Here is a 26,733-nt window from a genome sequence, read left to right as displayed (position 1 = left end):
CTCTTTGTCTTACATGCCTTTTTTCTGGTCGCGGTATTTCCCAGGAGTTGTACCTTCCAGCTTTTTAAAGGACCGGATGAAATTTTGCGGGTTTTTATATTTCAGTTTTTCCGAAATTTCTTTGACGGACATATCGGTTTCTACAAGCCAGTTTTTAGCGACATGGTGTCTGTAGGAAGAGAGATATTCACTAAAGGAGATATCCATTTCCTTTCTGAAAATACTGCTTAAATAATTTGGATTGTAATGGAGACGTGTGGCGATTTCATCCAATGTGAGATCTGAGTCGAATTCTTGATGAATGATATGAATGATTTTTTCTGAGATGTTTTTGTATTGTGAGTCTTCACGTGCAGCAAGCTGGTCAATAATTGGCCGAATAATTTCATGTTTCAGCCATGCTTCCGTATCTTCAAAGGTTTTAAATTCAAAAATCGTATCATAGAGCATTTTGTTATCTTCAACCTCAAATAATTCAATGCCCAGCAAATGCATCAGCTCAATTAAATTGTTTAAGAAACGAGCGAGGGCGATATGGTATTCGTGCGGTCCTGCATTTTTAGAAAAAATGGATTGCAGGAGCACATGTAAATAGTGATCCGCTTTGCCTTGATCGCCAGCTTTCATCGCATCAAATAAATCATGCTGCAGCTGCTTTGGAAAATGGGTTTTGAACGTCTTTCCTTGCTGGATATGCTCATATAAGATAATGGACTTTTTCTCTGCTTTGAGTCTGTATTTTAAGGCTTCTTTTCCTTCAATGTAAGCATGTTTTGCCATCGTGAGTTCCTTAAACTGGCGGCTGATCCCAATGCTGATCGATAAACCGAGCTCTTCTTCAATACGCTGCTGAATGCTTTCTGCTAATTGATTTAAATATTCAGTAAACTCTTCATCTGACTTTGAGTGGTTGAGGATAATCGTTGTTTGATGCTGATTGACAACGGTTGGCTGAAGGTGCTCCTCTTGCGGAATAATCTGCTCGATCAGTCCATTGATCGCAAATAAAAGCAAGTCAGCATCTTTTTTTTCATAAGGTGTTCCTTTTAACGTATCGATTTGGGTCACAAGCATAGACAAATGAGACCAGCCCTGAGGAAAGCCTAAGCTTTGGAACCGGTTGTTAACTTCTTCATCTGTCAGCTTTCCAAGCAGCAGCCGTACCATAAAGTATTGCTGTAAGTGTGTCACTTGCTGCTCAATCCGTTCCTCTAAATCATTGTTTTGATCTTTCATTTGTTTAATACTCGATTCAATCAACTCAAATTCATTTTGAAAAGGCTGTTTTTGCAAAAATGATTCATTACGTGCAAATGACTCGTATAATAAGCGGATTGGTTTATAAAAGTGTCTGGAACCAAACCATGAAAATAGTAATGAAAGCGCTAACAAAATAGTGCAGATAATAAAGGTAATCCACCCAATTGATTTCGTTTGCTGTTTAAGCTCTGGAATAGAAACGAAGGATAGGTACGTCCATTCATTATAATCTGATTTTTGAAATGTGATTTGATAGTTGAGTTCGTCGATCTTCATATCAAATTGCCCTGATCGTTTTTCAAGTGAGAGCACATGCTTGACGAAATCCTGATGTTTCAGCGATTCACCAATTTGTTCTTTGCGGTTATGTAGCAGCACTTTTCCGTTGGTATCGATGACAAACATACTATCTGATTGAGAGAAGTCAGGCATGTTATCAGCAATTACGCAGCTTGGAATGCTGGCGACAGCGATTCCCTTTTTTTGAACGCTGTTCATAGGCAGTTGTTTGATTAAATTCACATTGTACTTACAAAAGGATGCTTTTCCTTCTTTTGTCGCAACAAGTGGATTATTCTCTTCAAGTGCCCAGCTGGAGTGACTTGGTATATTGAGGTAAGAGGTCAGCGCTTTTTCTTGGTCTTCGCTTGTGACATGATAAAGCCCCGAATTGTTCATGTACCAGTCTTCCATTTTACTGACGAGTGTAATATTGGAAAGGTCGGTGTCAAAGGTTTGCAGGTAGTTCAGTTCCTGCTGTACTTGATTATAAAGCTGAAATTGGTCTGGATTTAAAGGTTCTGCCAGTGTTTGAAGGAGAGGCGGCGAACTGACATAGTGAGTGAGAGAATGATCAACAGTTTTTAAAATATGCTCAATATTGGATTGCGTTTGTTTGACGCTGTCGAGCTTTTCATTTGAGATATTTTCAAGTGCTGTTTTTTGCGAATGCTGATAAGAAAAAATGCCGACAATGATAACAGGAATCGTACTAAGTATGAAAAAAAACGTCACTAGCTTGTAATAAAATTTGTACTGCCTTCTTTTCATAAAACCCCCCATTTCAAACAAAACAATCTTTTCCCCTTAATTTATTAATCCAAAAATCTGGTAGGTTTGTCAATAATCATTTTCTGAGATTAGGATCATTTTCTTATGTTTTATGTAACGTTTTGATCAGCATCACCTATGAAAATATGATCTGTTGATATGATTGTAGACGGATTTTTCATCCTTAAGATACAGTTAACACATGCATTAGCATGAGGGGAGGCTTTATCAATGAAAACAGAGGATGTCACTGCCAAGGGTGTGCCTGCGGCAGCTTTGAAAAGCGAAAAAAGAAAGCGCTTACTTAATCAATTGCTAAGTCAAAAGTTTTTGTATTTAATGATTTTGCCGGGGCTCATTTATTTTATTGTTTTTAAATATGTGCCAATGTGGGGGCTCATCATTGCCTTTCAAGATTACCAGCCGTTTCTCGGCATTCTTGGCAGTGAGTGGGTTGGCTTCAAACACTTTATTCGATTGTTTACAGAACCAACATTTTTCATCTTATTAAAAAATACACTGATTTTATTTGCCATGAATGTCGTGATTTTCTTTCCAATTCCGATCTTATTAGCGCTTCTTTTAAACGAAGTGAGATTGGCATTGTTTAAGAAATTTGTACAGACGATGATTTATATTCCTCACTTCATGTCATGGGTGATTGTCGTGTCCTTATCTTTTGTTTTGTTAACAGTAGATGGCGGGTTAATGAATGAATTGATTGCTTTCTTTGGTGGAGAAAAGATTAACTTCCTTCTTAGTCAGGAATGGTTTAGACCGATGTACATTTTACAGGTCATCTGGCGGGAAGCAGGATGGTCAACAATCATTTACCTTGCGGCGATTACAGCGGTAGATCCGCAGCTATATGAAGCAGCAAAAATGGATGGGGCCGGGAGACTGAGACAAATGTGGCACATCACACTTCCTGCCATTAAAAGTGTCATTGTGGTTCTGCTTATTTTAAAAATCGGTGATACGCTTGAGCTTGGCTTTGAGCATGTCTATCTATTACTGAACGCAACGAACCGGGAAGTAGCAGAGATTTTTGATACGTACGTTTATACAGCAGGTCTTAAGCAAGGACAATTCAGCTATAGTACCGCTGTTGGTTTATTTAAAGCAGCTGTTGGACTTATTTTGGTCATGCTGGCAAACCGTTTAGCGAAGAAATTCGGGGAAGAAGGTATTTATTAAAAAGGGAGATGAGGAAGAATGACTTTATCGATTGAAAAGGGATCACCGCTTGAGCATGCAGAGAAATTAGCACAAACCATTATGAAAGCGTATACACCAATTGAGCTGCCGCCAGCTGGAAGGTGGCATTATCATCAAGGCGTTTTCCTTTGCGGCGTCATGAAGCTATATGAGGCAACAGGGAACGAGGCGTATTTCGATTATGTGAAAAACTATGCGGACTCCCTCATTGATGAGTACGGTAATCTGTTATTTCGCAGGGATGAGCTTGATGCCATTCAAGCAGGACTCATTTTATTCCCTCTTTACGAACGAACGAGAGAGAAGCGGTATGTGCTGGCGGCGGAGAAGCTGCGCGGACTATATCGTACGCTAAACTGCACGTCTGAGGGCGGATTTTGGCATAAAGACAATTATGCTTATCAAATGTGGCTCGATGGTCTCTACATGGGCGGTCCTTTTGCCTTAAAGTATGCACAGCTTAAAGGTGAAGAGTCACTAGTGGATATGGTCATCCATCAAGAGCATCTCATGAGAAAGCATACGAAAGATGAACAAACAGGTCTGTATTATCACGCGTGGGATGAACGAAAAACGATGCCATGGGCTGATCAAAAGACCGGCTGTTCCCCAGAGTTTTGGGCAAGATCGTTTGGCTGGTATGTCCTTGCATTAGCAGATATGATCGAGGACTTGCCCGAGCATCATGAAAGGCGGAAGGTGTGGAAGGAAACGCTGACAGACATGCTGGAAAGTGTGGCAAAGTACCAGGATCAAAAGACAGGTCTCTGGCATCAAATCATTGATAAAGGAAATCACAGTGACAATTGGCTTGAAAGCTCGGGATCGTGTTTATTCATGTATGCCATGGCAAAGGCCATGAATGAAGGGTATGTGAGCCTCCGTTATGTTGATCATGTGGTCAGAGCATATCAAGGCTTGATTCAGCATAAGACGGCTGAGAAAGAAAATGGTGATTTTACTATCAATGATATTTGTATTGGAACATCTGCGGGATTTTATGATTACTACGTTGGAAGAGAGCGGAGCACTAATGACTTGCACGGGGCAGGCGCTTTTATTATGGCGTTAACTGAGCTAGAAAAGCTGTCTGTTTTTCAAAAGGCATGAGGAGGCAAAAAAGAGCCGCCGTATGGCTCATCAGTATCATCGCTGTCATTTGTTTATCTGCCTGTCAGGGGAAAACAAACGGGATCGATGTCCTGATTTTTTCTGATATGTCAAAGGGGATGAAGGATCAATTAGTGGAGAAGGCTTTTCAGCCGGAACAAGAGACGTATAGCGTCCACATCTTTCCGGCGATTCCTGAAAAGCTTCTTGTTGAAATTACCTCAAAAGAGGGGGACGTGATGCTTGTTCCAGAAGAAATGTTTAGAACATATGATGATCCTGAAAGCTTTCAGCTGCTTGAAGAGATGGAAATAGGCGGTCAAGCAGCAGGACCATATACGGTCGAGGACAAAAAGACAGGGAAAACGGTCGATTATGCGGTTCAAATCAATAAAGGAAAGAAAAAACTCAACGGCTATACCTTTCAATTACACCGGGATATGGTCGCTTTCATTCCCGTGTATGCTGATAAGACGGAAGAGGCGCTGTCTCTTATGAAACAGCTTCGTGAAAACCAATAGAAAATGGGGTGGGGAATGTGAAACGGGTCGTGATTTGCGGGCTGAGCCATCGTGCGTTTAATATGTTTATTAAACCGCTCACAGAGGATTTCAATAAGCATTATCGGATTACAGGACTCCTAGATATAGATCATCAGCGGTATACACTTTGTCAGGAGCGTTTTCCATCACTCCGGGGCGTTTCGTTTTTTCATGAAGATGCATTTGATCAGATGGTCAAGGAAACAAAGCCAGATATCGTCATTGTGGCAGGCAGGGATGACACACATGTCACATATATCATGCAGGCACTTGACCATGATCTAGATGTCATCACTGAAAAGCCGATGGTGACAACAGCAAAAGACGCCAAAAAAGTGGTGGAAAAAGAGGCGGAAAGTAAAGGGAAGGTCACGGTCACCTTTAATTATCGCTACAATCCTTTCCATCGAAAAGTAAAAGAACTTATTTTAGACGGGAAAATTGGGAGGGTCACATCTGTTGAACTGAGCTGGCTCATTGATACGTATCATGGTGCTAGTTATTTCAAAAGGTGGAACCGCACACGTCAATTTTCTGGCGGGCTGTCCATTCATAAGTCGACGCATCATTTTGATTTGGTCAACTGGTGGATTGATCAAAAACCGAAGCAAGTATTTGCCTACGGGGCGCTGAACTATTACGGCAGCGAAAGCCCTTGGAATCCCTTGCAGGGGGAGGAAAATAGATTTTGCGGAACATGTCATGTGAAAGATATATGTCACTATGAAGCAAGGTGGAATCCGCGGGTTGAGCGTTCGAAGGTGGAGGACGATCATATTGAATCCGGTCAGGAGCAAACGCAGCAGTACTCAAATTATCGTCCGGATGCCTGCATTTTTGATGAGGAAATTGATATTGAGGATACATATGTGGCGTCAGTCGCTTATGACCAAGGGGCTTTGCTCAGCTATTCGATTCAATTCTCTGCCCCATATGAAGGCTATCGTCTTGCCATTAATGGGACGAAGGGGCGTATTGAAACAAATGAGTTTCATGTGCCATCAAGAATTCCTTTTCAATTCCCAGAACAAACAATTTCTTATTACCCGATGTTTGGATCAAAGGAGACGATTGAAGTCGTAAAGCAGCCAGGCGGACATGGCGGAGGAGATCCTCTGCTTTTGGCTGATTTATTTATAGGAAAAGATCCCTTGATTCACTATGACATCTTAGCAGGAGCAGAGGCTGGTGCTTATTCGATTGCTCTTGGGGAAGGCATGTGGCGCTCTGTCGCAGAAAAGCGCCCAATTGAAATCGATGAATTGTTCCATAAAGAGACGGTGTAAAGAGAAAGAGAGGAGGGGAAAGAGATGGATCATGATGGTTCAATGAGCAGAATGCTGAGGATGTGTGAGTGGGTGATGAGGCTCGCCTATACGAATTTGTTATGGCTTTTGTTCACCATCCTGGGGCTTGGCGTATTTGGCTTGATGCCTGCGACCACTGCGTTATTTTCCGTGATGAGAAAGTGGATTCAAGGGCATGAGCAGGTCAATGTATTCCGCACTTTTTGGAAGGTATTCAGGGAGGAGTTTATACGCTCTAACATCATTGGAGTGGTGCTATGCATCATTGGAACGATTATTTATGTCGACCTTGCTTATATCTATCCGGCGAGCTGGCTCTTACATGTGCTTCGCTTTGCTATATATATTTTCGGTTTTCTGTTTATTGTGAGCTTATTTTATATTTTTCCGCTGCTTGCGCATTACGATTGGAAAAAACGTCTCTATCTGAAATTCTCTCTTCTGCTCGGTATCTCATATTTGCAATATACACTCTCTATGCTTGTTTTCTCGGCTGTGCTGTTTGTTCTGTTTGCTTATTTACCGGGAATCGTGCCGTTTTTCAGTGTGAGCATAATCGCCTATGGTCATATGTGGCTGGCCTATCAAGTTTTTAAAAAGGTAGAGTTTGAAATCGAGCACGAGACAGCCGAAGTGAAGAAGCGGCTGCCGTCTTTCCTTCAATCAAAGCGGGTGAATACGCAGTGAAGTGAATCATTTGCTATAATGGTGTCACTGTAATGAAAAGGAGAGATGAGAGTCGTGTCAGTGAAAGAAATTTCAATAGAAGAATTAAAACAAAAGCTGGAGCAGGAAGACGCCATTCAGCTTATCGATGTACGTGAGGATGAAGAGGTAGCAGAAGGTATGATCCCGGAAGCCATCCACATTCGAATGGGCGATATCCCTGAGAAGCTGGATGCATTCGATCAAACGCAGGAATATTATATTATTTGCCGTTCTGGTAAACGTAGTGAAAATGTCTGCTATTACCTAGAAGATCAAGGCTACCAAGCGACAAATGTCGTTGGCGGGATGCTTGCTTGGACAGGAGAAACAAAACCGAAGCTGTAAATAGAAGGCCTTTCATCTTAACGATGAAAGGTTTTTTTGTTCATATGCCTCTTTCTATTTGCATAAAGATAGAGTAGCGAGAGAAGGGAGAGTGGCATAGGTGCTAAAGGTAGCTGTATTTGATGAAGAGCATGAGAAAGATTTGCAGAGTGAAATCAATCATTTTTTAAAAGGAATGGATGACGACCAAATCATTGACATCAAGTACAATGTAGCGGTGATCTGTGAGCAGGGAGGGGAACAGCTCTACTGTTTTTCTGCACTCATTTTATATAAAAAATAGACAGCTCAAAAAAGGACCCGCTTGAAGGGTCCTTTTTCTTTGGTTAGCTGGCGTCTCTTTCTTTCTCACAAACAGGACATGTCGTATGCTCTTTTTTGATCACGTTTAACGAAACTGGATCTGGGTTGTACTTGAACGTAGTAACGTCATATAAACCTCCATTATGTAGAAAGTGATGATTCATCACTATTTCAAAGGAATCCTCAAGCTCGCGACAATCTTAAATTGTATATATAGAAAAAAGCCGTTCGGATAAGGAACGGCTTTTTCTCGCTTGCGATTATGCTTTTTTTACTCTTGGACTTCTTGGTTTATTGACTTGATTGGTTTGTTTGATGATTCTTCGTTCATCATTTAGTGATTTATACAGCGAGACAATCATCAATATAATGACAACGGAGAACGGTAAGGCTGCGAGCTTGGCTGTATTTTGCAGGGCTTCAAGTCCCCCTGAAAATAAAAGCACAGCAGCAACAGCCGATTGGATAATGCCCCAGCTGACTTTGACACTGCCAGAAGGGTTCAATGATCCGTAGGTTGTCTGCATTCCAAGCACAAATGTAGCTGAATCAGCCGATGTAATAAAGAATACGGCGATTAAAATGAGTGCCAGTATCGATGTGATCATCGCCAGCGGATATTCATGCAGTACACCGAAGAGCATCGTTTCAGTTGAAAGACCTGCAACATCGACAATATTCTTTTGCTGTAAGTCCATTGCAGATACACCGAAAATCGAGAACCATAGGAATACTAGGATGGAAGGAGCGACTAAGACACCCACTAAAAATTCACGAATTGTCCGCCCGCGTGACACTCTAGCGATAAAGATCCCGACAAATGGAGCCCAAGAAATCCACCATGCCCAATAAAAGATCGTCCATCCATTAATCCATTCTCTCTTTTCAGGATCATTGGGAGATAGACGAAAGCTCATTTGAACGATATTGGATAAGTATTGTCCAATCGAATCAGTAAAAGAATTTAAGATAAAAACAGTTGGACCTACCAAAAGTAAGAAAAACATCAGAACAGCTGCTAATACCATATTGATATTACTTAAGTATTTAATGCCTTTTCCAATCCCGCTTAAAGCAGATGCAAGGAAAAGCACTGTCACAATGATAATAATGATCAATTGTGTGCTAAAGGCAATTGGAATATGAAAAAGGTAATTCAATCCACCATTTATTTGTGCCGCGCCTAATCCTAGGCTTGTTGCAACACCAACCACAGTTGCAAATACCGCAATACAATCGATGGTTTTACCGATCCATCCGTGAATTTTATTTCCTAAAACGGGTTGCAGCGTTGCACTGATTAAGCCAGGTGCATCTTTTCTAAATTTAAAGTAAGCAATGCAAAGTGCAACAATGGCATAAATAGCCCATGCATGAAGCCCCCAGTGGAAAAATGTATAGCGAAGGGAATCGCGGAAGGCCTGAGCTGTTTCAGTCTCCCCTGTTGGTGACTGAATAGCATAGTGGCTGATCGGTTCAGCTGCTCCGTAAAAAACAAGACCAATTCCCATACCGGCACTAAATAGCATAGCAAACCAAGAAAATAAACCAAATTCAGGCTCTTCCCCGGGTTTTCCTAGCGTAATCTTACCGATTGGGCTAAAGATAAAGAATAGACAAAAGCCGACAAGCAGTGATACCACTAACAAGTAATACCAGCCAAAGTCATTTGTAATGTATGTTTGAATTTGATCTGTGACATTTTGCAATGTGTCTGGAGAAAACGCTCCCCACATCACGGCAACAAATGTGATCGCAATCACAATCCAAAATACACTTGATACGTTTTTCACACCATCTCACTCTCCTGTTGTTCTACACGTTTAAGCAGAGGACTTCGCTTAATATCCCCTAACTCAACTTATTTCAAACAAAAAGAGGCGAGCTTCTCACTCGACCTCTACTTTACCGTAACATGTTTTGCTTTCATTTATCAACTATCGATATGGGAAGACGATTTTTCCTCAATTCGTTTACGAAGACGGTAGACATATTCTTTTAAACATACTGCGAAAATGGTAAACGCCAAAACAATGGCGACTTTTAACGGGGTAATGGACAGCTTCAAGAAAACAGCAGCTGTCAAACTGATAACGACCGCAAGAACAATCGGTAATGCACGTCTGATCATTGATCTCTCTCCTTTGCTTCTAGTGCAGCATTCATGCCGGCAAGCCTGCCTGTCACAAGTGCTGATGTGATATTGTAGCCGCCTGTGTAGCCATGGATGTCTAAAATTTCTCCGCAGAAATAAAGACCGGGCATTTTTTTAGACGCCATTTTCTTCGGTTCAATTTCCTTCACAGAAACGCCGCCTCCTGTCACAAACGCTTTGTCCAAGGATAGCGTACCATTTGCATGCACAATAAAATGTTTGCAATCATGGGCAAATGCACGCAGTTTATCCTTGGCTAGACCAGAGAATGTGTCTTGTGGATCAATCCCGTTCCGTTCTAACAGAAACAATAAATAGCGTTCTTGCATCCAAGACTTGAGGACATTTTTAATGGCTTTCTTCGGTTCATCTTTTAGGTCGCGATGAAGCTTTTGGAACAGCTCCTCGTCATTCAGCTTCGGATATAAGTCAATTTGAAGACGTACACTCGGCTGTTTTTTCAATTCCTTCACAACAAATCCACTGCATCTAAGAACAGCTGGACCTGATAAACCAAAGTGAGTAAAGATCATATCCATGACGTGTGTGACGACGGGTTTCCCTTTTTTATTTAAAACACTGACAGCCACACTTCTTAAAGAAAGACCTTGAAGCACTTTTTCTTTAATAAATCGTTCATCGGATGTGACCGGTACCTCTGTTGGGAAGAGCTCTGTAATGGTATGACCCGCTGCTTCTGCCCATGCATAGCCGTCACCAGTAGAGCCGGTATGCGGCACACTTTTTCCGCCGACAGCAATGACGACAGCCTTACTTGAAATTTTTTCATCATTATTTGTAACAATTCCAGCTGCTTGTCCGTCTTGATACAGAACCGTTTTAATCTTTTCGTTCGTTCGAATGGTGACATTGAGGGCGCGGAGCCTGTCTAGAAGGGCATCCACAACAGATTGTGCTTTGTTTGAGACAGGGAACATACGTCCATGGTCTTCTTCTTTTAGTTCAATGCCAAGGTTTTCAAAAAACGAAATAATATCCTCGTTGTTGAACTCAGAAAATGCACTATATAGAAAACGGCCGTTTCCGGGAATATGCTTGATGATTTCTTCTACTGGAAGGCGATTGGTGACGTTACAGCGTCCTCCGCCAGAAATGGCCAGCTTTCTGCCAAGTTTGTTTCCTTTGTCAATTAACAGAACAGTCGCACCGTGCTCTGCTGATGCAATCGCGGCCATCAGCCCAGAAGGTCCGCCGCCAATGACAATGACATCATAATGTTTCATGTTACATTCCTCTTTCTACTTTCAGTCATTTTTCTATTATATCGAAGATTAGGGAAGGCTGAAATATGAATTGATTGGTTTTGTGACTTCCGTATTGGATTTGTTACCTGTGTGTTGAATTGATGTGGTAAAATAGTTAAGTTGAATATTCATTAGAAAAATGGTGGTTAAGCGCATGTCTAATAAACTGCTTCGTGGTACGTTGGTTTTAACGATAGGGACGTATCTCTCTCGTATTCTTGGTATGATTTATTTAATTCCATTTAGCGCAATGGTTGGAGCTACTGGTGGTGCGCTATTCCAATATGGATACAATCAATATACGATCTTTTTAAGTATTGCTACGCTTGGTTTTCCAACAGCGGTATCAAAATTTGTTTCCAAATATAATGCGATCGGCGATTATGAGACAACAAGAAAAATGTTCAGGGCTGGTATGTCGGTCATGCTTGTCACCGGGATTATCGCCTTTTCTATTTTATATTTGTCCGCACCGATTTTTGCCAAAATTCAGCTTGGCGGATCAAATGAAACAGGCGGTTTGACTGTCGATCAAGTAGTATATGTGATTCGAATGGTCAGCTTAGGTCTTTTGGTTGTACCGATCATGAGTCTTGTACGTGGGTTCTTCCAAGGACACTCCATGATGGGACCGACAGCTGTTTCCCAAGTGATTGAACAGCTTGTCAGAATCATCTTCCTATTAACGGCGACGTTTATTATTTTAAAGGTGCTTGACGGCGGGCTTGTCATTGCTGTCGGATATGCAACATTTGCCGCACTGATCGGTGCATTTGGCGGTTTATTCACGCTTTATTTATATTGGCTGAAGCGGAAGGATCGGCTCTTAGCTATGCAGCCGAATACAGGCGCTCACTCTGAATTATCTTATAAGCAAATGTTTACAGAGCTGTTTAGCTATGCAGCGCCGTATGTATTTGTTGGACTTGCGATTCCAATTTATTCTTATATCGATACAAACACAATTAACAGAGCCATGATTGCATCAGGACATCAGGATATTAGTACAGCGGTATTGTCCATTGTGACGTTATATTTACCGAAGCTCGTGATGATTCCTGTGTCACTTGCAACAGCGTTTGGCTTAACCTTGATTCCGACGATAACGGAATCATTTACAGCACGTAATTACAAGCTGCTCAATAGACAAATTGATCAGACGATGCAAGTCATTTTATTTTTCGTGCTGCCTGCTTCATTTGGTATCTCTGCATTGGCTGGACCGGTTTATTGGTTTTTCTATCCGTCTGTTCATCCTGAGATTGGGATCTCCATTTTGTTCTGGTATGCACCTGTTGCATTATTGTTTTCTTTATTCACCATTAATGCAGCGATTCTGCAAGGGATCAACAAACAAAAATTTGCCATCGTCAGTCTTTTGTTAGGGATCATTATTAAAACGGTTCTGAACATCCCGCTGATCAGCTGGCTGCAAGGAAATGGTTCTGTACTTGCAACAGCGTTAGGCTACAGTGCGTCCATCTTGTATATGTTTATCATGATTAAACGCCATGCCGGCTATTCGTTCCGCAGAATTTTCAAACGTTTTATTCTCATTGGTATTTTAACGGCGATCATGGCTGTCGTGGCATATGTGACAAGTCAACTTGTGAGCCAAGTGATTTCTTATGAAGGCGGAATTGTACAAGCGGGTATCGTCATTTTGATTTCCATGATCACTGGCGGCGGTGTGTATATGTTCTTGTCTTATAAGGTGGGATTACTAGAGCGTGTACTTGGTAGCCGTATGCCGAAATTTTTAAGAAAAAAGAGTTAAGAAGAGGTAGATATTCATGAGGCTTGATAAATTACTTGCTAACAGCGGCTTTGGTTCAAGAAAAGATGTGAAAAAGCTTGTCAAGGCCCGGGCGGTCACAGTGAATGGAGAAGTGGCAAAGCAGGTGAAAGATCATGTTGATCCATCAAATGATGAAGTGCTCGTACACGGAGAGCGTGTAGAATATAAAGAATTCATTTACTTAATGATGAACAAGCCAGACGGGGTGATCTCAGCAACTGAAGATCTGCGGGATGAAACGGTTGTCGATTTACTTGAGCCGGAGGATATCGCAAGGGAGCCATTCCCTGTGGGGAGACTGGATAAGGATACGGTCGGTCTCCTTCTCCTCACAAATGATGGACAGCTTGCTCATCAATTACTTTCTCCAAAAAAGCATGTGCCAAAAACGTATGAGGTTCATTTGAAATATCCTTTAGGAGATCAAGACATTAAGCGTCTTGAAGAGGGCGTTGTCATCTTAGATGATTATCACACGAAGCCGGCGAAGGTGGAAGTAGATGCGAATGAAGACGAAGATACACGCATCCGTCTAACGATTACTGAAGGGAAGTACCATCAAGTGAAGCTGATGGCGCAAGCGGTGGGAAATGAAGTGATCTTTTTAAAAAGGCTCTCGATGGGGGCTGTCTCTTTAGATGAAGATCTAGCACCTGGAGAGTACCGTGAATTGACGGATGAAGAATTAGACAGCTTAATGAATCGCGAATAACATAAGAACAAAAGAAAAGAACCGGCATATCGCCGGTTCTTTTTGTTATATGGACAATTCATTATACGCTTAAGATGATATTTTTACTTTTTTTCTCGTTGTTTCCCATTTGCCTCTGCTTGGACTATGAACAAGATCGTTATAGGCAAGCACGTTTAAGTCTCTTTGAATGGTTCTAGGTGTGATCCCGAATTCATCAACCAGCTCTTGTGTCGTCACAAGACCTTTCTCTTGAATGAACATATAGACTGATTTGATTCGAGTCATCATACGGTTTGTTGAAGGTTTCAAAAAACCACTCCCTATCAATAAGATCGGATGGACTTGACTAACCACAACTTACTACACTAAAACTGCGAAATAAGGACATGCAACAATGGTAAATGTTCGTGTTTGTTAATGTTTTATTCTATTATACACGTTATTATGCATCTAGTTCCACCAAAAAGTCAACTTTACGTGTTTTTAAACTTGTCTTCATGAAATGAAATATGGTATATATCATGATTTGAATCCGGTTACAACCCAATAATGATAAGGGATGCGATTGGAGCTGACATTTTCAAATGTCCGAAAAATAAACACAGAAAATTTACAAAATAAAAAATTCAGTGAAGCAAAAAGACACATTCCATGTAAGGATGTGCCTTTTTTGTTTCTGTTATCCTTCTAAGAAAAAGAGCTGAATGAAAAATAAGACCGCAAAGATGAGAACCAGCACATGTACTTCTCTCCATTTCCCTTTCGCCAATTTCACAAGCGGATATGAAATAAATCCAAGTGAAATCCCTGTAGAAATACTAGAAGTCAGCGGCATCGAAAGAATGACAAGAAAAGCAGGGAATGCTTCGTCTAGTTCGTTCCAGCGAATGCGTGACACCGAGTTCATCATCAAGCAGCCAACAATGATTAAAACAGGTGATGTGATGGATGGTAAAGAAGAAATCGCTTGAACGAGCGGGCCAAAAAATAATGCCACAATAAACAGTGCAGCGACCGTTAGAGACGTCAGCCCAGTTCTTCCGCCAGCAGCAACTCCTGATGATGATTCAATATAAGCAGTGGTTGGGCTTGTACCAAACATAGAACCAACCGTCGTTGCAGCCGAGTCAGCGAGCAGGGCTCTGCGCACTTTTGGCAGCTGGCCATTTTTCATTAATCCGGCTTGTTCTGCAACGCCGATCATCGTGCCTGTTGTATCAAAAATCGTCACCAGTAAGAAGGAGAAGACGACGGCATACAAATGATGAGAGAACACGTCACCAAAGGCAGAGATCGGATTTGTAATCAGCATGCCTTCAGGCAGTGCAGGGATGTCCATCAGTGTTTTAGGGAAATGAAGCTGGCCAGTTGCTAGCGCAATCAATGTGGTCGCTAACATACCGATAAACAGTGCACCATTTATTTGCAGAACCATTAAAATAACCGAAATCATTAAGCCGACAAGCGTTAAAATGACAACAGGCGAGCTTAAATTGCCAAGCTTCACAAGGTTTTCTGGATCAGCAGCGATGATCCCAGACTGACGGAGGCCGATGAACGCAATGAAAAGCCCAATTCCTGCTGTAATGCCGTACTTTAAATTATCTGGAATAGCTTGAATCAGTTGTTTTCTAAGGGATGTTAACGATAAAATAATAAAGAGTATACCAGCAACAAATACCGCACTAAACGCTGTTTGATAGCTGATGCCGCCACCGCCGACAACGGTAAAGGTGAAATAGACATTCAGCCCCATGCCTGGTGCAATGGCAATCGGATAGTTTGCAAATAGTGCCATCCAGAGCGTACCGACAACAGCAGCAATGATTGTTGCAGTAAAGACTTGGTCAAAAGGAATACCTGCTTTTGAAAGAATTCCCGGGTTGACGGCAACAATATAGACCATAGTAAAGAATGTCGTCATACCAGCGATTATTTCTTTCTTTATGTTGGTTTGATTTTCTTTTAACTGAAACATAAAATCCTCCATTTACGAACATTATTACAAAACAATTAATATAATATTCGTTTTAAGGGTGGATTGCAACCTTTTTTCAAGGAGGAATGGAAAAATGAATTGGGAAGCTGAAGTAATACGAAAAAAAGACGATTTGATCAAGGACACACAATCTTTTTTACAAATTGAAAGTGTCCTTGATGAAGAAGGCGGCAAAGAAGGAAAGCCATTTGGTGAAAAAGTCGATGATGCCCTGCAGTATATGCTGAAAAAAGGGGAAGACGAAGGCTTCACAGTCAAGAATGTCGACGGCTATGCGGGTCATATTGAATATGGGGAAGGCGATGACATTGTAGGTGTGCTTTGCCATGTGGACGTGGTGCCTGCTGGTGACGGCTGGACAACCCCGCCATTTTCAGCTGACATCAGAGAAAATAAAATCTTTGCACGCGGGGCTATTGATGACAAAGGCCCAACCATGGCGGCATTTTATGCGCTGAAGATCTTAAAAGATTCTGGTCTGCAGCTGTCGAAAAAAATCCGCATGATCATTGGAACAGATGAAGAAAGTGATTGGCGCTGTGTGGATCATTATTTCAAGCATGAGCCAATGCCGCAAATTGGATTTGCACCAGATGCCGATTTTCCGATTATTCATGCGGAAAAAGGGATCATTGATGCGGTTGTGTCATTTACATATCAACAAACAGCGAATCATCAGCGCTATACGCTGAAGCAATTTACATCGGGTATGAGGCTCAATATGGTACCAGATGAGGCAGCTGCTACTGTGACTGCTGCACAGGAACACGATGCTGAATCATTAAAAACAGCCTTCGAAGCCTATCTTGCTGATCACCAATTATCTGGTGAGGTAAAGAACACGGCGGATGGACTGCATTTTACATTAAAAGGGGTATCCGTTCATGCCATGGAGCCGGCGCATGGGACAAATGCGGGCATTCATATGGCGAATTTCTTATGCGGACACGAATTAGATGAGCAGGGACTTGCCTTTACTTCCCAAATCAACGCTTTATTTGATCAAGATACAAGAGGACAAAAGCTGGGAATTGCTTGCAAAGATGAGATTAGTGGAGATTTGACGTTGAATGTTGGGACAATCCGCTTTAAACAGAATGAGGAAGCAAAGCTAGGGTTAAATGTCCGCTATCCAGTAACAGCAGACGGCAGGGACGTCAAAAAAGGAATTGAAAGCATAAAAGGGGCGTCCGTTCTAAAATTCGAAGACAGCCCTCCGCATCACGTCTCAAAAGATCATCCGCTTGTGAAAACCTTGCAGCGGGTATATGAGGAACAAACGGGAGATCCTGCAACCCTTATTGCCATTGGGGGAGGAACGTATGCAAGATCTTTAGAAGCAGGCGTTGCCTTTGGACCTTTATTTCCTGGCAGGCCAGACTGCGCCCATCAAAAGGATGAATATATTGAAATTGATGACTTACTGAGAGCAGCTGCTCTTTACGCACAAGCCATGTATGAATTAGCAAAATAGAAATGGAAAAGAGAAGAGGGGATTCATAGTGAAAAAAATGTTCTTATGCTCTTCATTCAAAGACAGCTATTCTCTCTTATCTGACTTTGCGGGGGAATCATTAAAAGGAAAGCACGTGACTTTCTTTCCAACGGCAAGTGCTGTAGAAGAAGTCACGCACTATGTAGAGGCAGCGAAGGAAGCCTTTCAGCAATTAGGGATGCAGCTTGAGACTGTGCAGATAGATGAACAGTCCGCTGAAGAGATCTCGCAGATGATCAAACAAAATGATGTGATCTACGTGTCAGGAGGCAACACGTTTTATTTATTGCAGGAATTAAGAAAGCATCGTCTCGATGACGTGTTGAAAGAAGAAATCAACAACGGCAAGCTGTACATCGGAGAGTCTGCTGGGAGTATTATCATGGCGCCAAGCATTGAATATATCTCTCTGATGGATGATCAAAAGAAGGCACCGGAGCTTTCATCATATCAAGCTTTCAATGAAATAAGCCGCTATCCAGTACCGCATATGCACAATACCTATTTAGGCGAGGCTGCGCAGCAAATCACAGAGAAGCATCAGCAGACGCTTGATTTATGTCCGCTTACTGATGAACAGGCTTTACTTGTCACAGGGGAGCAGGCTGAGGTGAAATCTGTCAAAGCATCTTAACCGTGAAATGAAGAAAAAGGAACAGGGATTCATCGCCCTGTTCCTTTTTTAATCTTGAAAAACATCACTTGATAAGTATCGTTCGCCCGTATCTGCTGTCATACAGATCACAATTTGATCTGCCGGCAATTGCTTGGCTGTTTCAATGGCTGCATAGCAAGCCGCCCCAGAGGATGGGCCTACTAAAATTCCTTCAAGCTGAGCGAGCTGCCGTGTGATGTGGTACGCATCTTCGTCACTTACCTGAACGATGTCATCATAGACGTGCTCGTTTAAAATATGGGGGATAAATCCTGGGCTTGTGCCAACGAGCTTATGCTTCCCAGGTTTCCCGCCAGATAAGACAGGGGAGCCCTTAGGCTCTGCCACACGGATGGTTAAATGAGGGAATGCCTTTTTTAATTCCTCTCCAGTTCCTGTAATAGTACCGCCAGTTCCAGCTGTTGCGATAAAGGCTCCAAGAGGCTGTCCAAGTTGTTTCACAGCTTCCATAATTTCGACTGCTGTTGTGCCTCTATGTGCATCTGGGTTCGCTCTATTGTCAAACTGCATGGGAATAAAGCTGTGAGGAATTTGAGCAGCCAGTTCCTCAGCCTTGCGGATGCAGCCCGGCATTTTTTCTTCTCCTGGGGTTAAGACGACCTGCGCCCCGTATGCCTTCAAAATATTGATTCTTTCCTTTGTCATCGTATCAGGCATGACAAGGACGGCTTTGTAGCCTCTTGCGGCGGCATTCATGGCTAAACCAATCCCTGTATTCCCGCTCGTAGGCTCAATAATGGTTGCTCCTTTTGTGAGTTTCCCTTGTTTTTCTGCCTCGACGATCATATTGTAAGCCGCGCGGTCTTTTACACTTCCGCTCGGATTAAATGATTCCAGCTTTAAGTAAACAGCCGCCGCATTTTCTGGCTGGAGCCGCTGTAATTTGACAAGCGGTGTATCGCCAATCAGCTCAGCTATATTTTGTGCTACTTTCATCAGATGACACCCTTTCTTCTCATTACGCATTTCTTTAGTTATACTATCATCAATGGGGATTCGTAAAGTTTGTTAAAAAAGGACAGGTGATATTGTGTCAGAAAGCCGTCATTATTTTATAGGGATTCACATCCCTGAACAACTTGCGCATCAAATCAAACAAGACATTGATCAAAGGAGCGGACTGTTCTTTCAAAAATGGACAGCACCACATGATTATCATGTGACCCTTATCTTTTTAGGCGCCATTCCAGAAGAGCGTTTAAAAAGGATCATCCAGCTGCTTGACATCCTTTCAAATGAAGCGTCTGCATTTCCACTAGAGCTGAATGAGGTAGGGCAGTTTGGTGCGAAAGAACGCCCAAGAGTCTTTTTTGCAAAGCCTCATGAAAGTGAGCCGCTCATGCATTTAAGAGAAAAGGTAAAGGAAGCCGTCTTGTCAGCAGGACACCCTGTTGAAAAGAGACCGTTTCATCCGCATATGACGATTGCGCGCAAATGGAATGCGGATGACCCTTATGAAAAGCAAGCTCCTTTACGCAAAGAGCCATATGTGATGGAGGTTTCTCGTATCACTTTATTTGAAATACGTCCGAAGGAAACCCCTCGTTATCACGCAATCAAACAATTTACACTACATAAATGATTCTAGAAGTTGGAGTGAGCAGCAGATGGCGCAAATTATCAAAATTCAAGATTATATATCACGATATGAACAAGACCCGCATCACTATATCAATCAATTCAATCGGTTGAAAAAACAAAGATGGGACGAGTTAAAAAAGGCTTCAAAAGAGGAGGCGCAGCAACCGTTTGATCAAATTCCTCAACAAGCGCCAGAACAAGAGGAAGAAAAGAGAAAGAAATTCTCCTTAAAGAGAAAGCAAAAAGAAGCCGATATGAAAAAGGAACGGGACCTGAGTCTTTTTAACGAGCCGACAGATATAGAGCAAGGGGTTTTCAGAAACGTTCCTACCGATGCAACGAAGCTGATTCACTTTTTTAAGGATCATCTCTTTGAAGTGCAATTAAAATGGGCGAGTTCGACGATTTCACATATTTCAACCGTTTCCCATCATATTCGGTATGATGAAAAGCTGCGGATGCTTGCAAGGCAGCTTCCGGATTCTTATTTTGTGATGTACAAGCCGGTGCTGCTCATTCAAAAAGCTGAGATGGAATTATGTCCGATACTCATCACGCCGCTCGAAGTGATCTGTTTATCTTTCTTAGAGGCCGAGCCAGACAGCGTCTATATCGGAACGAAGGAACGTTTTTGGGAAAAACGGGCGACTGGGAAAGCTGTTCAGTCCGTCTTGAATCCTTGTGCAAGCCTTTTGCGATCTGGCACCGTCGTGTCAAAAATCTTACAGCAAAGTGGTGTAGACCTTCCTGTGAAAAAAATCCTCATCAGCCGAACCTCTTATATTGATTTACCTGAAGTTCCATATGGGATGGAGGTTATCGATAAGAAGAAGGCAGAAGAGTGGTTTGAAAAGCAGCGGAAAAATACGGCGCCGACAAAGCATCAGCAATTTAAGGCGACAAAGGCATTGCTTGCTTATGGTGAATCAGACAGCAAAAGAAGACAGGAATGGCTCGATTAAAGGCATGATGGAAGGTCACGAAAAATGAGACCTGAGTGGAGCTAATATATGAATGAATGGTACTTTATCGTTAATCCAGAAGCAGGACATGGAAAAGGACTCCGCACATGGAGGAGCATAGAGAAAGAATTACAAAAGGTGGAGGTCTCTTATCGATCATTTCTCACCCAGCATGAAGGCCATGCAGAAGTTTTGGCAAGACAAATCAGTGCCATGCAGGATGACAGGCTGAAGCGCTTGATTGTTATTGGCGGTGACGGCACCATTCATGAAGTACTGAATGGCTTAAAGGAAATCGATCATGTGCAGCTTAGTTTTGTCCCTGCTGGTCATTGGAATGATGCTGCGAAGGGTCTCGGTATCCATCGTCATGATGTCCTAAAAGAAGTGAGAAAGCAAAAGAGAATGCTCACCAAAACATTTTCTCTCGGCTCCTTTCAAGATCATGCCGAAAGTCCGCAATCTGTTCTCTTTCTCAATCATATCGGCGCGGGGTTTGACGCACATGTACTGAGGAAAACGGTGCATTTTAGAGGGAAAAAGTGGCTGAAACGGCTGGGGCTTGGCTTTATCATCTACCCTCTGTCATTTCTCCATTCTTTATGGTCGTTTAAGCCGTTTGATCTTGCGTTATTTATTGAAAATGAGAAGAAAGTCTTTCGCCAAGTGTGGTTTGTGATCGTCTGCAATCACCCGTATTACGGGGGAGGGCTGGAAGCGGCACCGGAAGTGAGTGCGAGGCAGCCAGGTTTTCAAACGTTGGTTGTCACAGATTTGAATCCATTCAAAGTCCTCTTGTTTCTAAGCGCGATGGTGTTCCGAAAGCACCTTGGGATGAAGGGGGTTACCCTGTTTCAGCATGAGGAAGCGTTTTTAGAAGCAGATGAAAAAATCTTATTTCACGCAGATGGAGAAGTGATCGGCGCAACGCCTGTCTTTGTAAAGGCAAGTGAACGATCCTTAAAATTACGTGCTTAAATAACTTGCGGTATATCCTTAGTCAAAGAACCATGAAAAAAGCCTTCTTTTTCGTAAGGTTCTTGTCCTGATTTTTTAGTTTTGCTTGACGAGTATAAGAAGGTAACGATAAAATCTATAGGACGGCTATTGTTTAGCATCTCATTCTCAATAGCTGTCCTTTTTGTTTTTATGATCATATAAATAAAAAAAGAAACAGCCAATTGATCCTCAATCGGCTGAATTTTGTCGACTAAAAAAGCAAGATTTAAAATATTTTAAGAAATGATGGGTTGAAAATTGATATGAACTGGTTGGGACAAATATTAGGTAGCGAATGGCACATCTCTCCGGCTGGAGGCGCTACGGGAGATGCGTACTTCGCAACACACAATGACCAAAAGCTATTTTTAAAACGCAATACGTCACCGTTTCTTGCGGTTTTGTCAGCTGAAGGCATTGTGCCGAAGCTTGTCTGGACAAAACGGATGGAAAATGGAGATGTGATTACTGCACAGCACTGGCTGAGCGGCAGAGAGCTGAAGCCAAAGGACATGAATGATCGTCCTGTAGCAGAGCAGCTAAGAAAAATTCATACATCAAAAGAATTGCTCGATATGCTGAAACGATTAGAGAAGCACTCTCTAGACCCAGAATCCATTCTGATGCATCTGAAACAGTCCATATTAAACGAGCAAATTGATTCACAAGACATTTCGCGTGCCATCCAGTATTTAGAGAAGCATGTGGAGGCTGTCCATTTTGAGGACAAGGTCGTCTGTCATTGCGATCTCAATCATAATAATTGGCTGCTGACAGATGAAAACCAGCTCTATTTGATCGATTGGGATGGGGCGATGATTGCAGACCCAGCGATTGATCTTGGACCGCTTTTATACCATTATGTTGAGGAAGAGAACTGGGAAAGCTGGCTCTCTATGTACGGCGCCCCGCTGACGGACAATTTGCGAAAGCGCATGGCGTGGTACGTGCTCGCTGAAACCGTATCGTTTGTCGTTTGGCATAAACGAAAAGGGAATGAAAAGGCGCAAAAAGAAGTGCAAGCGGAGCTAAATGCACTCTTAAAACGGTTAAACATCCATTAAGACAGTGGAATGTTCTCGACCCACTCAGACAGATGTGATTGATGCTCCTCAATATGTGCATCAATTGAACTGACAGAGGTGCCCTTTTGGCTGTAATCATAAATATCTGTTAACAGCTGACGAATGTCGGCATCCAGATCTTCTTTTGCCAGCATTAATTGAATCACGCGTCCCACCTGTTCATATTCTGCAACAGTCCCGCAGCAATCTAGCTGGTGATCGGTTAAAATATCTTTTATTAATTGAAGCTGATGTTGACGGTTTAAACCCATACAAATGCTCCTTTCCTGCGTGTCATTTATGAGGTTAAACTGTGCATTCAGCGTCCAATTTATACATGCGGCAGACCAGCTCAAGCGAAGGGCTGGTCTTTTTATATGGACATAGAAGATGCTGTCTTGCGGGTCTTTATGTTTCATGGTATCTTGATAAAATGTAAAGAAAATAGAGGTGTATCAAATTGAGAATGCGACATAAACCATGGGCGGATGATTACTTAGCTGAGAATGCTCATATTGCTTTAGCAAGTCCCGAGCAATATAAAGGGAAATGGCATGAGCTGTTTGGAAATGATCATCCAATCCATATCGAAGTTGGGACAGGAAAAGGGAGCTTTATTGCTGGAATGGGCAAGCTTCATCCTGATATCAACTATATTGGCATTGAATTATTTAAAAGTGTTATTGTGACGGCAGTAGATAAAATCAAAGAGACAGATGTTGAAAATGTAAAGCTTTTGAACATCAATGCTGAGACGCTGACAGATGTGTTTGCGGAAAATGAGATTGACCGGGTGTATTTGAATTTCTCTGATCCGTGGCCAAAAGCAAGACACGAAAAGCGCAGATTGACGTTTAAAACCTTTTTAGAGCGATATGAACATATACTCCGTCCAGGCGGTGAGTTACATTTCAAAACAGATAACCGCGGGTTATTTGAATATTCCTTAAAAAGTTTTTCTGCATATGGCCTTCTTTTAACGTATGTCAGCCTAGATTTACATGAGGACGGCTTAGAAGGAAACGTGATGACTGAATATGAAGAGAAATTCTCGTCTATGGGACAACCGATCTATCGATCAGAAGTCAAATTCCCAGAATAACAAGTGACTTCAAGCTGGCTGCAATAGAAAAATGGCAGTCAGCTTTTTTTATGAAAAGATTGGTGCATGCGATTTTTGGCTGTATTTGCTACGATAGAAAAAGGAGGGATGACAGCAATGGAGACAATGAAAATAGGTGAAATGGAACTGTTTTGGTTAAACGGGGGAGATACGCACATGGACGGCGGAGCGATGTTTGGTGTCGTGCCAAAGCCATTATGGTCAAAAAAATACCCGGTAAATGACCGCAATCAAATTGAATTACGATGTGATCCAATTCTCATTCGGTGGAAGGGTCTTCACCTGTTAGTGGATTCCGGCATCGGATCAGGGAAGCTGACAGATAAACAAAAACGCAATTACGGCGTGACAGAGGAAACCAAATTGGAAGAATCTCTAGCGGCGCTTGGCCTGCGCCCAGCAGATATTGATTACGTATTGATGACACATCTGCACTTTGATCATGCCAGCGGATTAACAAAACGTGAAGGCGATAAGCTCGTGTCTGTTTTTCAGCAGGCAAAAATCATCACATCGAAAATCGAATGGGATGAAATGAGAGCGCCAAACATTCGCTCAAGAAATACATATTGGAAAGAAAACTGGGAGCCTGTGGCAGATCAAGTCGTCACATTTGAAGAAAGCATCGAAGTGACAGAAGGAATCGAGCTGCATCATACAGGCGGCCATAGCAATGGTCATAGCATTTTAACGCTCACAAGTGAGGGAGAAACAGCGATTCATTTAGCTGATATCATGCCAACACATGCTCATAAAAATCCACTTTGGGTTTTGGCATATGATGATTACCCAATGACCTCGATTCCAGCCAAGCAAAAGTGGCAGGCATTTGCAGAAGAAAAAAATGCGTGGTACTTGTTTTATCATGATGCCATTTATCGTGCTGTAAAATGGGACGAAGACGGGCAGATCACACACGAAATTAAAAGAGAAACAGGAAGATAAAAGATCATCTGTATGTTTTTTTCACCTTTCACACAAAATAACGACAAAATGAACTTGTGAAAGGAAGAGTGCAGGTGAACCAATTTTATCGTGTACATGGTGATGTGATCGAAACACCATTAAGAGGGATGGAAGTCATGTCAGTCCCTTATTTAAACAAAGGGGTTGCATTTACAAAGGAAGAGCGGGAGGAGCTCGGGTTAAAGGGATTTCTTCCGCCTAAGGTCTTAACCTTAGAGGATCAGGCAAAGCGTGCATATGAACAGTTCAAGGCACAGCCTGATGAACTGGGGAAAAATGTGTATTTAACAGCGCTTCATGACAGAAATGAAGTGCTTTTTTACAAACTGCTAAATGAGCACTTGGCGGAAATGCTTCCGATTGTCTACACGCCGACTGTAGGAACGGCTATTCAGCGTTATAGCCATGAGTATCGGAAGCCGAGAGGGCTGTATTTATCGATTGATGATCTGGAAGGCATGGAGGAGATTTTTGCCTCTTATGGTGTTGATGAATCAATCGACTTAATCGTTGCAACGGATGCAGAAGGCATTTTAGGTATTGGAGACTGGGGCGTTGGCGGGATTGCCATTTCAGTTGGAAAACTTGCTGTTTATACAGCTGCAGCAGGCATTGATCCCAGCCGCGTGCTGGCAGTAGTGCTTGATGCCGGAACGAACCAGGAAAGTCTCTTGAATGATCCGCTTTATGTTGGAAACCAGCACTCCCGCGTTCGAGGAGAGCGCTATGATCAGTTCATTGATCAATATGTCGAGCTTGCCCGCGCTACTTTCCCAAATGCCCTCCTTCACTGGGAAGACTTTGGGACAAAGAATGCACGTGCGATATTGGAAAAATATAAGGACCGTATTTGTACATTTAACGATGACATTCAAGGGACTGGCGCCGTTTCACTTGCTGCAGTTCTGGCATGTGCAAAAGCTTCGAAGGTTCCGCTGAAAGATCACCGTATTGTCATTTTTGGAGCGGGTACGGCAGGTATTGGCATAGCCGAGCAAATCCGTGATGCCATTGTCAGAGATGGAGTCAAAGAAGAGGAGTCCTATGATCATTTCTGGTGTATTGATAAAACGGGGCTGCTCACAGATGATTCACCTGACATTCAGCCATTTCAAAAGCCGTATGCAAGGCGCTCTGACGAAGTAAAAAATTATGCCCGTAATGGTCCAAAGCATTCGATTGATCTATTAGAGGTCGTCAAGCAGGCGAAACCAACAATCTTAATTGGCACTTCGACGGTCGGAGGAGCATTTACAGAGGAAATTGTAAAAGAAATGGCGTCACACGTGGAGCGTCCTGCGATTTTACCGATGTCGAATCCGACACCTCTTTCAGAAGCAAAGCCGCAAGATCTGATCGAGTGGACTGAAGGACGTGCCCTTGTGACAACGGGAAGTCCATTTGATCCTGTCGAATATGGCGGTGTCACATATGAAATTGGACAAGCGAATAATGCCCTTGTCTTCCCAGGCCTTGGTCTAGGCACAATTGTGTCAAAAGCACGCCTCATGACAGATAGTATGTTTGTTGCGAGTGCTGAAGCCATTGCAAGCATGGTCAATGTTGGGAAGCCGGGTGCAGCGATGCTGCCAAGTGTCGATCAGCTTCGAACCGTTTCAGCGACAGTAGCCGTCCGTGTGGCGCAGGCAGCAATTGATGAAGGAATTGCAGAAGAAACGCCTGATGATCTCATTCAGGCTGTGCAGGACGCTATGTGGCATCCTGTCTACAAAAAAATCAAAGCCATATAAAAAAAGCTTCGCAAGGACATGTCTTTGCGAAGCTTTCTTGATCAAGCAACAGAATCAATTACATCCACGATCATGCCAGTTTTGGCATCAATCATCACTTCATACTGTTCAAGCTCACCAAATGCAGAGCGGGTAATGCCAGATTTGTATACATCAATCGTTTCGCCATTTACGGTATACGGCTCTGGTACAGTATAAATCCAAGAGCCATCAATCGGGCCGCGCTGTTTAAAAGCAGATTTCACAATTTTTAATGCTTTTTCAGATGAGATATACGTAGGGAAAAATACTTTCTTTGCAACAATTGCAGCGGCTACGCCAATACTCGCACCAATCAGAACATGTTTTAACTTCAACGTGCT

The 26,733-nt window shown here is 42.5% G+C and carries 28 protein-coding genes; 18 read left to right on the top strand and 10 right to left on the bottom strand.

The annotated features are described in order from the left end of the window. Nucleotides 1–9 precede the first annotated feature (9 nt). Nucleotides 10–2,310, bottom strand: a complete 2,301-nt coding sequence (locus NSU13_RS13705; protein WP_034280716.1) for a helix-turn-helix domain-containing protein — start codon at nucleotides 2,308–2,310, stop codon at nucleotides 10–12. A gap of 231 nt (nucleotides 2,311–2,541) precedes the next feature. Here NSU13_RS13705 and NSU13_RS13700 point away from each other — a divergent pair, with 231 nt between their 5' ends. The 7 genes from NSU13_RS13700 to NSU13_RS13670 all read left to right on the top strand — a co-directional run bounded on the left by NSU13_RS13700 (nucleotide 2,542) and on the right by NSU13_RS13670 (nucleotide 7,823). Beyond that, entirely contained in the window at nucleotides 2,542–3,507 is a 966-nt protein-coding gene (locus NSU13_RS13700; RefSeq protein ID WP_024424886.1) for a sugar ABC transporter permease, read from the top strand. A gap of 18 nt (nucleotides 3,508–3,525) precedes the next feature. After that, the gene (locus tag NSU13_RS13695) at nucleotides 3,526–4,638 is read left to right on the top strand and encodes a glycoside hydrolase family 105 protein (protein ID WP_342489569.1); all 1,113 of its coding nucleotides are present in this window, start codon (nucleotides 3,526–3,528) and stop codon (nucleotides 4,636–4,638) included. Further along, complete coding sequence (locus NSU13_RS13690; protein WP_342489568.1) at nucleotides 4,635–5,159, top strand: lipoprotein YteS; 525 nt, start codon at nucleotides 4,635–4,637, stop codon at nucleotides 5,157–5,159. Before NSU13_RS13695 ends, NSU13_RS13690 begins: the two co-directional genes overlap by 4 nt. A gap of 17 nt (nucleotides 5,160–5,176) precedes the next feature. Further along, nucleotides 5,177–6,466, top strand: a complete 1,290-nt coding sequence (locus NSU13_RS13685; protein ID WP_317221878.1) for a Gfo/Idh/MocA family oxidoreductase — start codon at nucleotides 5,177–5,179, stop codon at nucleotides 6,464–6,466. Between the two features lie 24 nt (nucleotides 6,467–6,490). Continuing rightward, the gene (locus NSU13_RS13680; RefSeq protein WP_111926273.1) at nucleotides 6,491–7,174 is read left to right on the top strand and encodes a YesL family protein; all 684 of its coding nucleotides are present in this window, start codon (nucleotides 6,491–6,493) and stop codon (nucleotides 7,172–7,174) included. Between the two features lie 54 nt (nucleotides 7,175–7,228). Further along, the gene (locus tag NSU13_RS13675) at nucleotides 7,229–7,540 is read left to right on the top strand and encodes a rhodanese-like domain-containing protein (RefSeq protein ID WP_065214504.1); all 312 of its coding nucleotides are present in this window, start codon (nucleotides 7,229–7,231) and stop codon (nucleotides 7,538–7,540) included. A 100-nt stretch (nucleotides 7,541–7,640) separates the two neighbouring features. Continuing rightward, nucleotides 7,641–7,823 (top strand): sporulation protein Cse60, encoded by a 183-nt coding sequence (locus NSU13_RS13670; RefSeq protein WP_024424881.1) that lies wholly within the window; start codon nucleotides 7,641–7,643, stop codon nucleotides 7,821–7,823. A 43-nt stretch (nucleotides 7,824–7,866) separates the two neighbouring features. Here the strand turns inward: NSU13_RS13670 and NSU13_RS13665 are convergent, their stop codons facing one another. The 4 genes from NSU13_RS13665 to NSU13_RS13650 form a co-directional block, all read right to left on the bottom strand. Next, nucleotides 7,867–8,007, bottom strand: a complete 141-nt coding sequence (locus tag NSU13_RS13665; RefSeq protein ID WP_342490038.1) for a CbrC family protein — start codon at nucleotides 8,005–8,007, stop codon at nucleotides 7,867–7,869. A gap of 96 nt (nucleotides 8,008–8,103) precedes the next feature. Next, entirely contained in the window at nucleotides 8,104–9,636 is a 1,533-nt protein-coding gene (locus tag NSU13_RS13660; protein ID WP_046312112.1) for a BCCT family transporter, read from the bottom strand. 140 nt (nucleotides 9,637–9,776) lie between these two features. Then, complete coding sequence (locus NSU13_RS13655; protein ID WP_024424878.1) at nucleotides 9,777–9,974, bottom strand: hypothetical protein; 198 nt, start codon at nucleotides 9,972–9,974, stop codon at nucleotides 9,777–9,779. Continuing rightward, entirely contained in the window at nucleotides 9,971–11,242 is a 1,272-nt protein-coding gene (locus tag NSU13_RS13650) for an NAD(P)/FAD-dependent oxidoreductase (RefSeq protein WP_041114950.1), read from the bottom strand. Before NSU13_RS13650 ends, NSU13_RS13655 begins: the two co-directional genes overlap by 4 nt. 175 nt (nucleotides 11,243–11,417) lie before the next feature. On the opposite strand from NSU13_RS13650, the gene NSU13_RS13645 reads away from it, so the two are divergent. Together NSU13_RS13645 and NSU13_RS13640 are read left to right on the top strand one after the other, a co-directional pair. Next, on the top strand, nucleotides 11,418–13,040 hold the full coding sequence (locus tag NSU13_RS13645; protein WP_070326313.1) for a polysaccharide biosynthesis protein: 1,623 nt from the start codon (nucleotides 11,418–11,420) through the stop codon (nucleotides 13,038–13,040). 16 nt (nucleotides 13,041–13,056) lie between these two features. Continuing rightward, on the top strand, nucleotides 13,057–13,773 hold the full coding sequence (locus tag NSU13_RS13640) for a pseudouridine synthase (RefSeq protein WP_046312109.1): 717 nt from the start codon (nucleotides 13,057–13,059) through the stop codon (nucleotides 13,771–13,773). Between the two features lie 69 nt (nucleotides 13,774–13,842). Here NSU13_RS13640 and NSU13_RS13635 read toward each other — a convergent pair whose 3' ends face one another. Both NSU13_RS13635 and NSU13_RS13630 read right to left on the bottom strand, forming a co-directional pair. After that, nucleotides 13,843–14,064, bottom strand: a complete 222-nt coding sequence (locus NSU13_RS13635) for a DeoR family transcriptional regulator (protein WP_008356419.1) — start codon at nucleotides 14,062–14,064, stop codon at nucleotides 13,843–13,845. A 370-nt stretch (nucleotides 14,065–14,434) separates the two neighbouring features. After that, on the bottom strand, nucleotides 14,435–15,733 hold the full coding sequence (locus NSU13_RS13630; protein ID WP_034279487.1) for an NCS2 family permease: 1,299 nt from the start codon (nucleotides 15,731–15,733) through the stop codon (nucleotides 14,435–14,437). Between the two features lie 94 nt (nucleotides 15,734–15,827). On the opposite strand from NSU13_RS13630, the gene pepV reads away from it, so the two are divergent. Together pepV and NSU13_RS13620 are read left to right on the top strand one after the other, a co-directional pair. Further along, nucleotides 15,828–17,228, top strand: a complete 1,401-nt coding sequence (gene pepV / locus NSU13_RS13625) for a dipeptidase PepV (protein WP_081124690.1) — start codon at nucleotides 15,828–15,830, stop codon at nucleotides 17,226–17,228. A 28-nt stretch (nucleotides 17,229–17,256) separates the two neighbouring features. Further along, complete coding sequence (locus tag NSU13_RS13620) at nucleotides 17,257–17,883, top strand: Type 1 glutamine amidotransferase-like domain-containing protein (RefSeq protein WP_046312106.1); 627 nt, start codon at nucleotides 17,257–17,259, stop codon at nucleotides 17,881–17,883. Nucleotides 17,884–17,931: 48 nt separating this feature from the next. Here NSU13_RS13620 and cysK read toward each other — a convergent pair whose 3' ends face one another. Then, on the bottom strand, nucleotides 17,932–18,864 hold the full coding sequence (cysK, locus tag NSU13_RS13615; protein ID WP_326134878.1) for a cysteine synthase A: 933 nt from the start codon (nucleotides 18,862–18,864) through the stop codon (nucleotides 17,932–17,934). 91 nt (nucleotides 18,865–18,955) lie between these two features. On the opposite strand from cysK, the gene thpR reads away from it, so the two are divergent. The 4 genes from thpR (at nucleotide 18,956) to NSU13_RS13595 (ending at nucleotide 22,531) form a co-directional block, all read left to right on the top strand. Next, nucleotides 18,956–19,507 (top strand): RNA 2',3'-cyclic phosphodiesterase, encoded by a 552-nt coding sequence (gene thpR / locus NSU13_RS13610; RefSeq protein WP_211043067.1) that lies wholly within the window; start codon nucleotides 18,956–18,958, stop codon nucleotides 19,505–19,507. Nucleotides 19,508–19,532: 25 nt separating this feature from the next. Further along, entirely contained in the window at nucleotides 19,533–20,468 is a 936-nt protein-coding gene (locus NSU13_RS13605) for a hypothetical protein (RefSeq protein WP_211043069.1), read from the top strand. 48 nt (nucleotides 20,469–20,516) lie between these two features. After that, nucleotides 20,517–21,446 carry a YegS/Rv2252/BmrU family lipid kinase gene (locus NSU13_RS13600; RefSeq protein WP_034279500.1) on the top strand — a complete coding sequence of 310 codons (930 nt, stop codon included), beginning with the start codon at nucleotides 20,517–20,519 and terminating at the stop codon, nucleotides 21,444–21,446. Nucleotides 21,447–21,730: 284 nt separating this feature from the next. Continuing rightward, nucleotides 21,731–22,531 (top strand): phosphotransferase family protein, encoded by an 801-nt coding sequence (locus NSU13_RS13595; RefSeq protein WP_024424868.1) that lies wholly within the window; start codon nucleotides 21,731–21,733, stop codon nucleotides 22,529–22,531. Here the strand turns inward: NSU13_RS13595 and NSU13_RS13590 are convergent. Further along, the gene (locus NSU13_RS13590) at nucleotides 22,528–22,803 is read right to left on the bottom strand and encodes a YtzH-like family protein (RefSeq protein ID WP_024424867.1); all 276 of its coding nucleotides are present in this window, start codon (nucleotides 22,801–22,803) and stop codon (nucleotides 22,528–22,530) included. The genes NSU13_RS13595 and NSU13_RS13590 overlap by 4 nt on opposite strands. A 188-nt stretch (nucleotides 22,804–22,991) precedes the next feature. Here NSU13_RS13590 and trmB point away from each other — a divergent pair, with 188 nt between their 5' ends. The 3 genes from trmB (at nucleotide 22,992) to NSU13_RS13575 (ending at nucleotide 26,371) form a co-directional block, all read left to right on the top strand. Continuing rightward, nucleotides 22,992–23,633 carry a tRNA (guanosine(46)-N7)-methyltransferase TrmB gene (gene trmB / locus NSU13_RS13585; RefSeq protein ID WP_024424866.1) on the top strand — a complete coding sequence of 214 codons (642 nt, stop codon included), beginning with the start codon at nucleotides 22,992–22,994 and terminating at the stop codon, nucleotides 23,631–23,633. Nucleotides 23,634–23,750: 117 nt separating this feature from the next. Further along, nucleotides 23,751–24,599: an MBL fold metallo-hydrolase gene (locus NSU13_RS13580; RefSeq protein ID WP_081124685.1), complete on the top strand. Its 849-nt coding sequence runs from the start codon at nucleotides 23,751–23,753 to the stop codon at nucleotides 24,597–24,599. 74 nt (nucleotides 24,600–24,673) lie between these two features. Beyond that, on the top strand, nucleotides 24,674–26,371 hold the full coding sequence (locus NSU13_RS13575; RefSeq protein WP_034279508.1) for an NAD-dependent malic enzyme: 1,698 nt from the start codon (nucleotides 24,674–24,676) through the stop codon (nucleotides 26,369–26,371). A gap of 41 nt (nucleotides 26,372–26,412) precedes the next feature. Here NSU13_RS13575 and NSU13_RS13570 read toward each other — a convergent pair whose 3' ends face one another. Then, complete coding sequence (locus tag NSU13_RS13570) at nucleotides 26,413–26,727, bottom strand: PepSY domain-containing protein (RefSeq protein WP_003217759.1); 315 nt, start codon at nucleotides 26,725–26,727, stop codon at nucleotides 26,413–26,415. Nucleotides 26,728–26,733 lie beyond the last annotated feature (6 nt).

Source organism: Bacillus sp. FSL M8-0049 (assembly GCF_038593355.1).
GTDB classification, from domain to species: Bacteria; Bacillota; Bacilli; order Bacillales; family Bacillaceae; genus Bacillus; species Bacillus safensis.
This window is presented reverse-complemented; position numbering and strand designations above follow the sequence as displayed.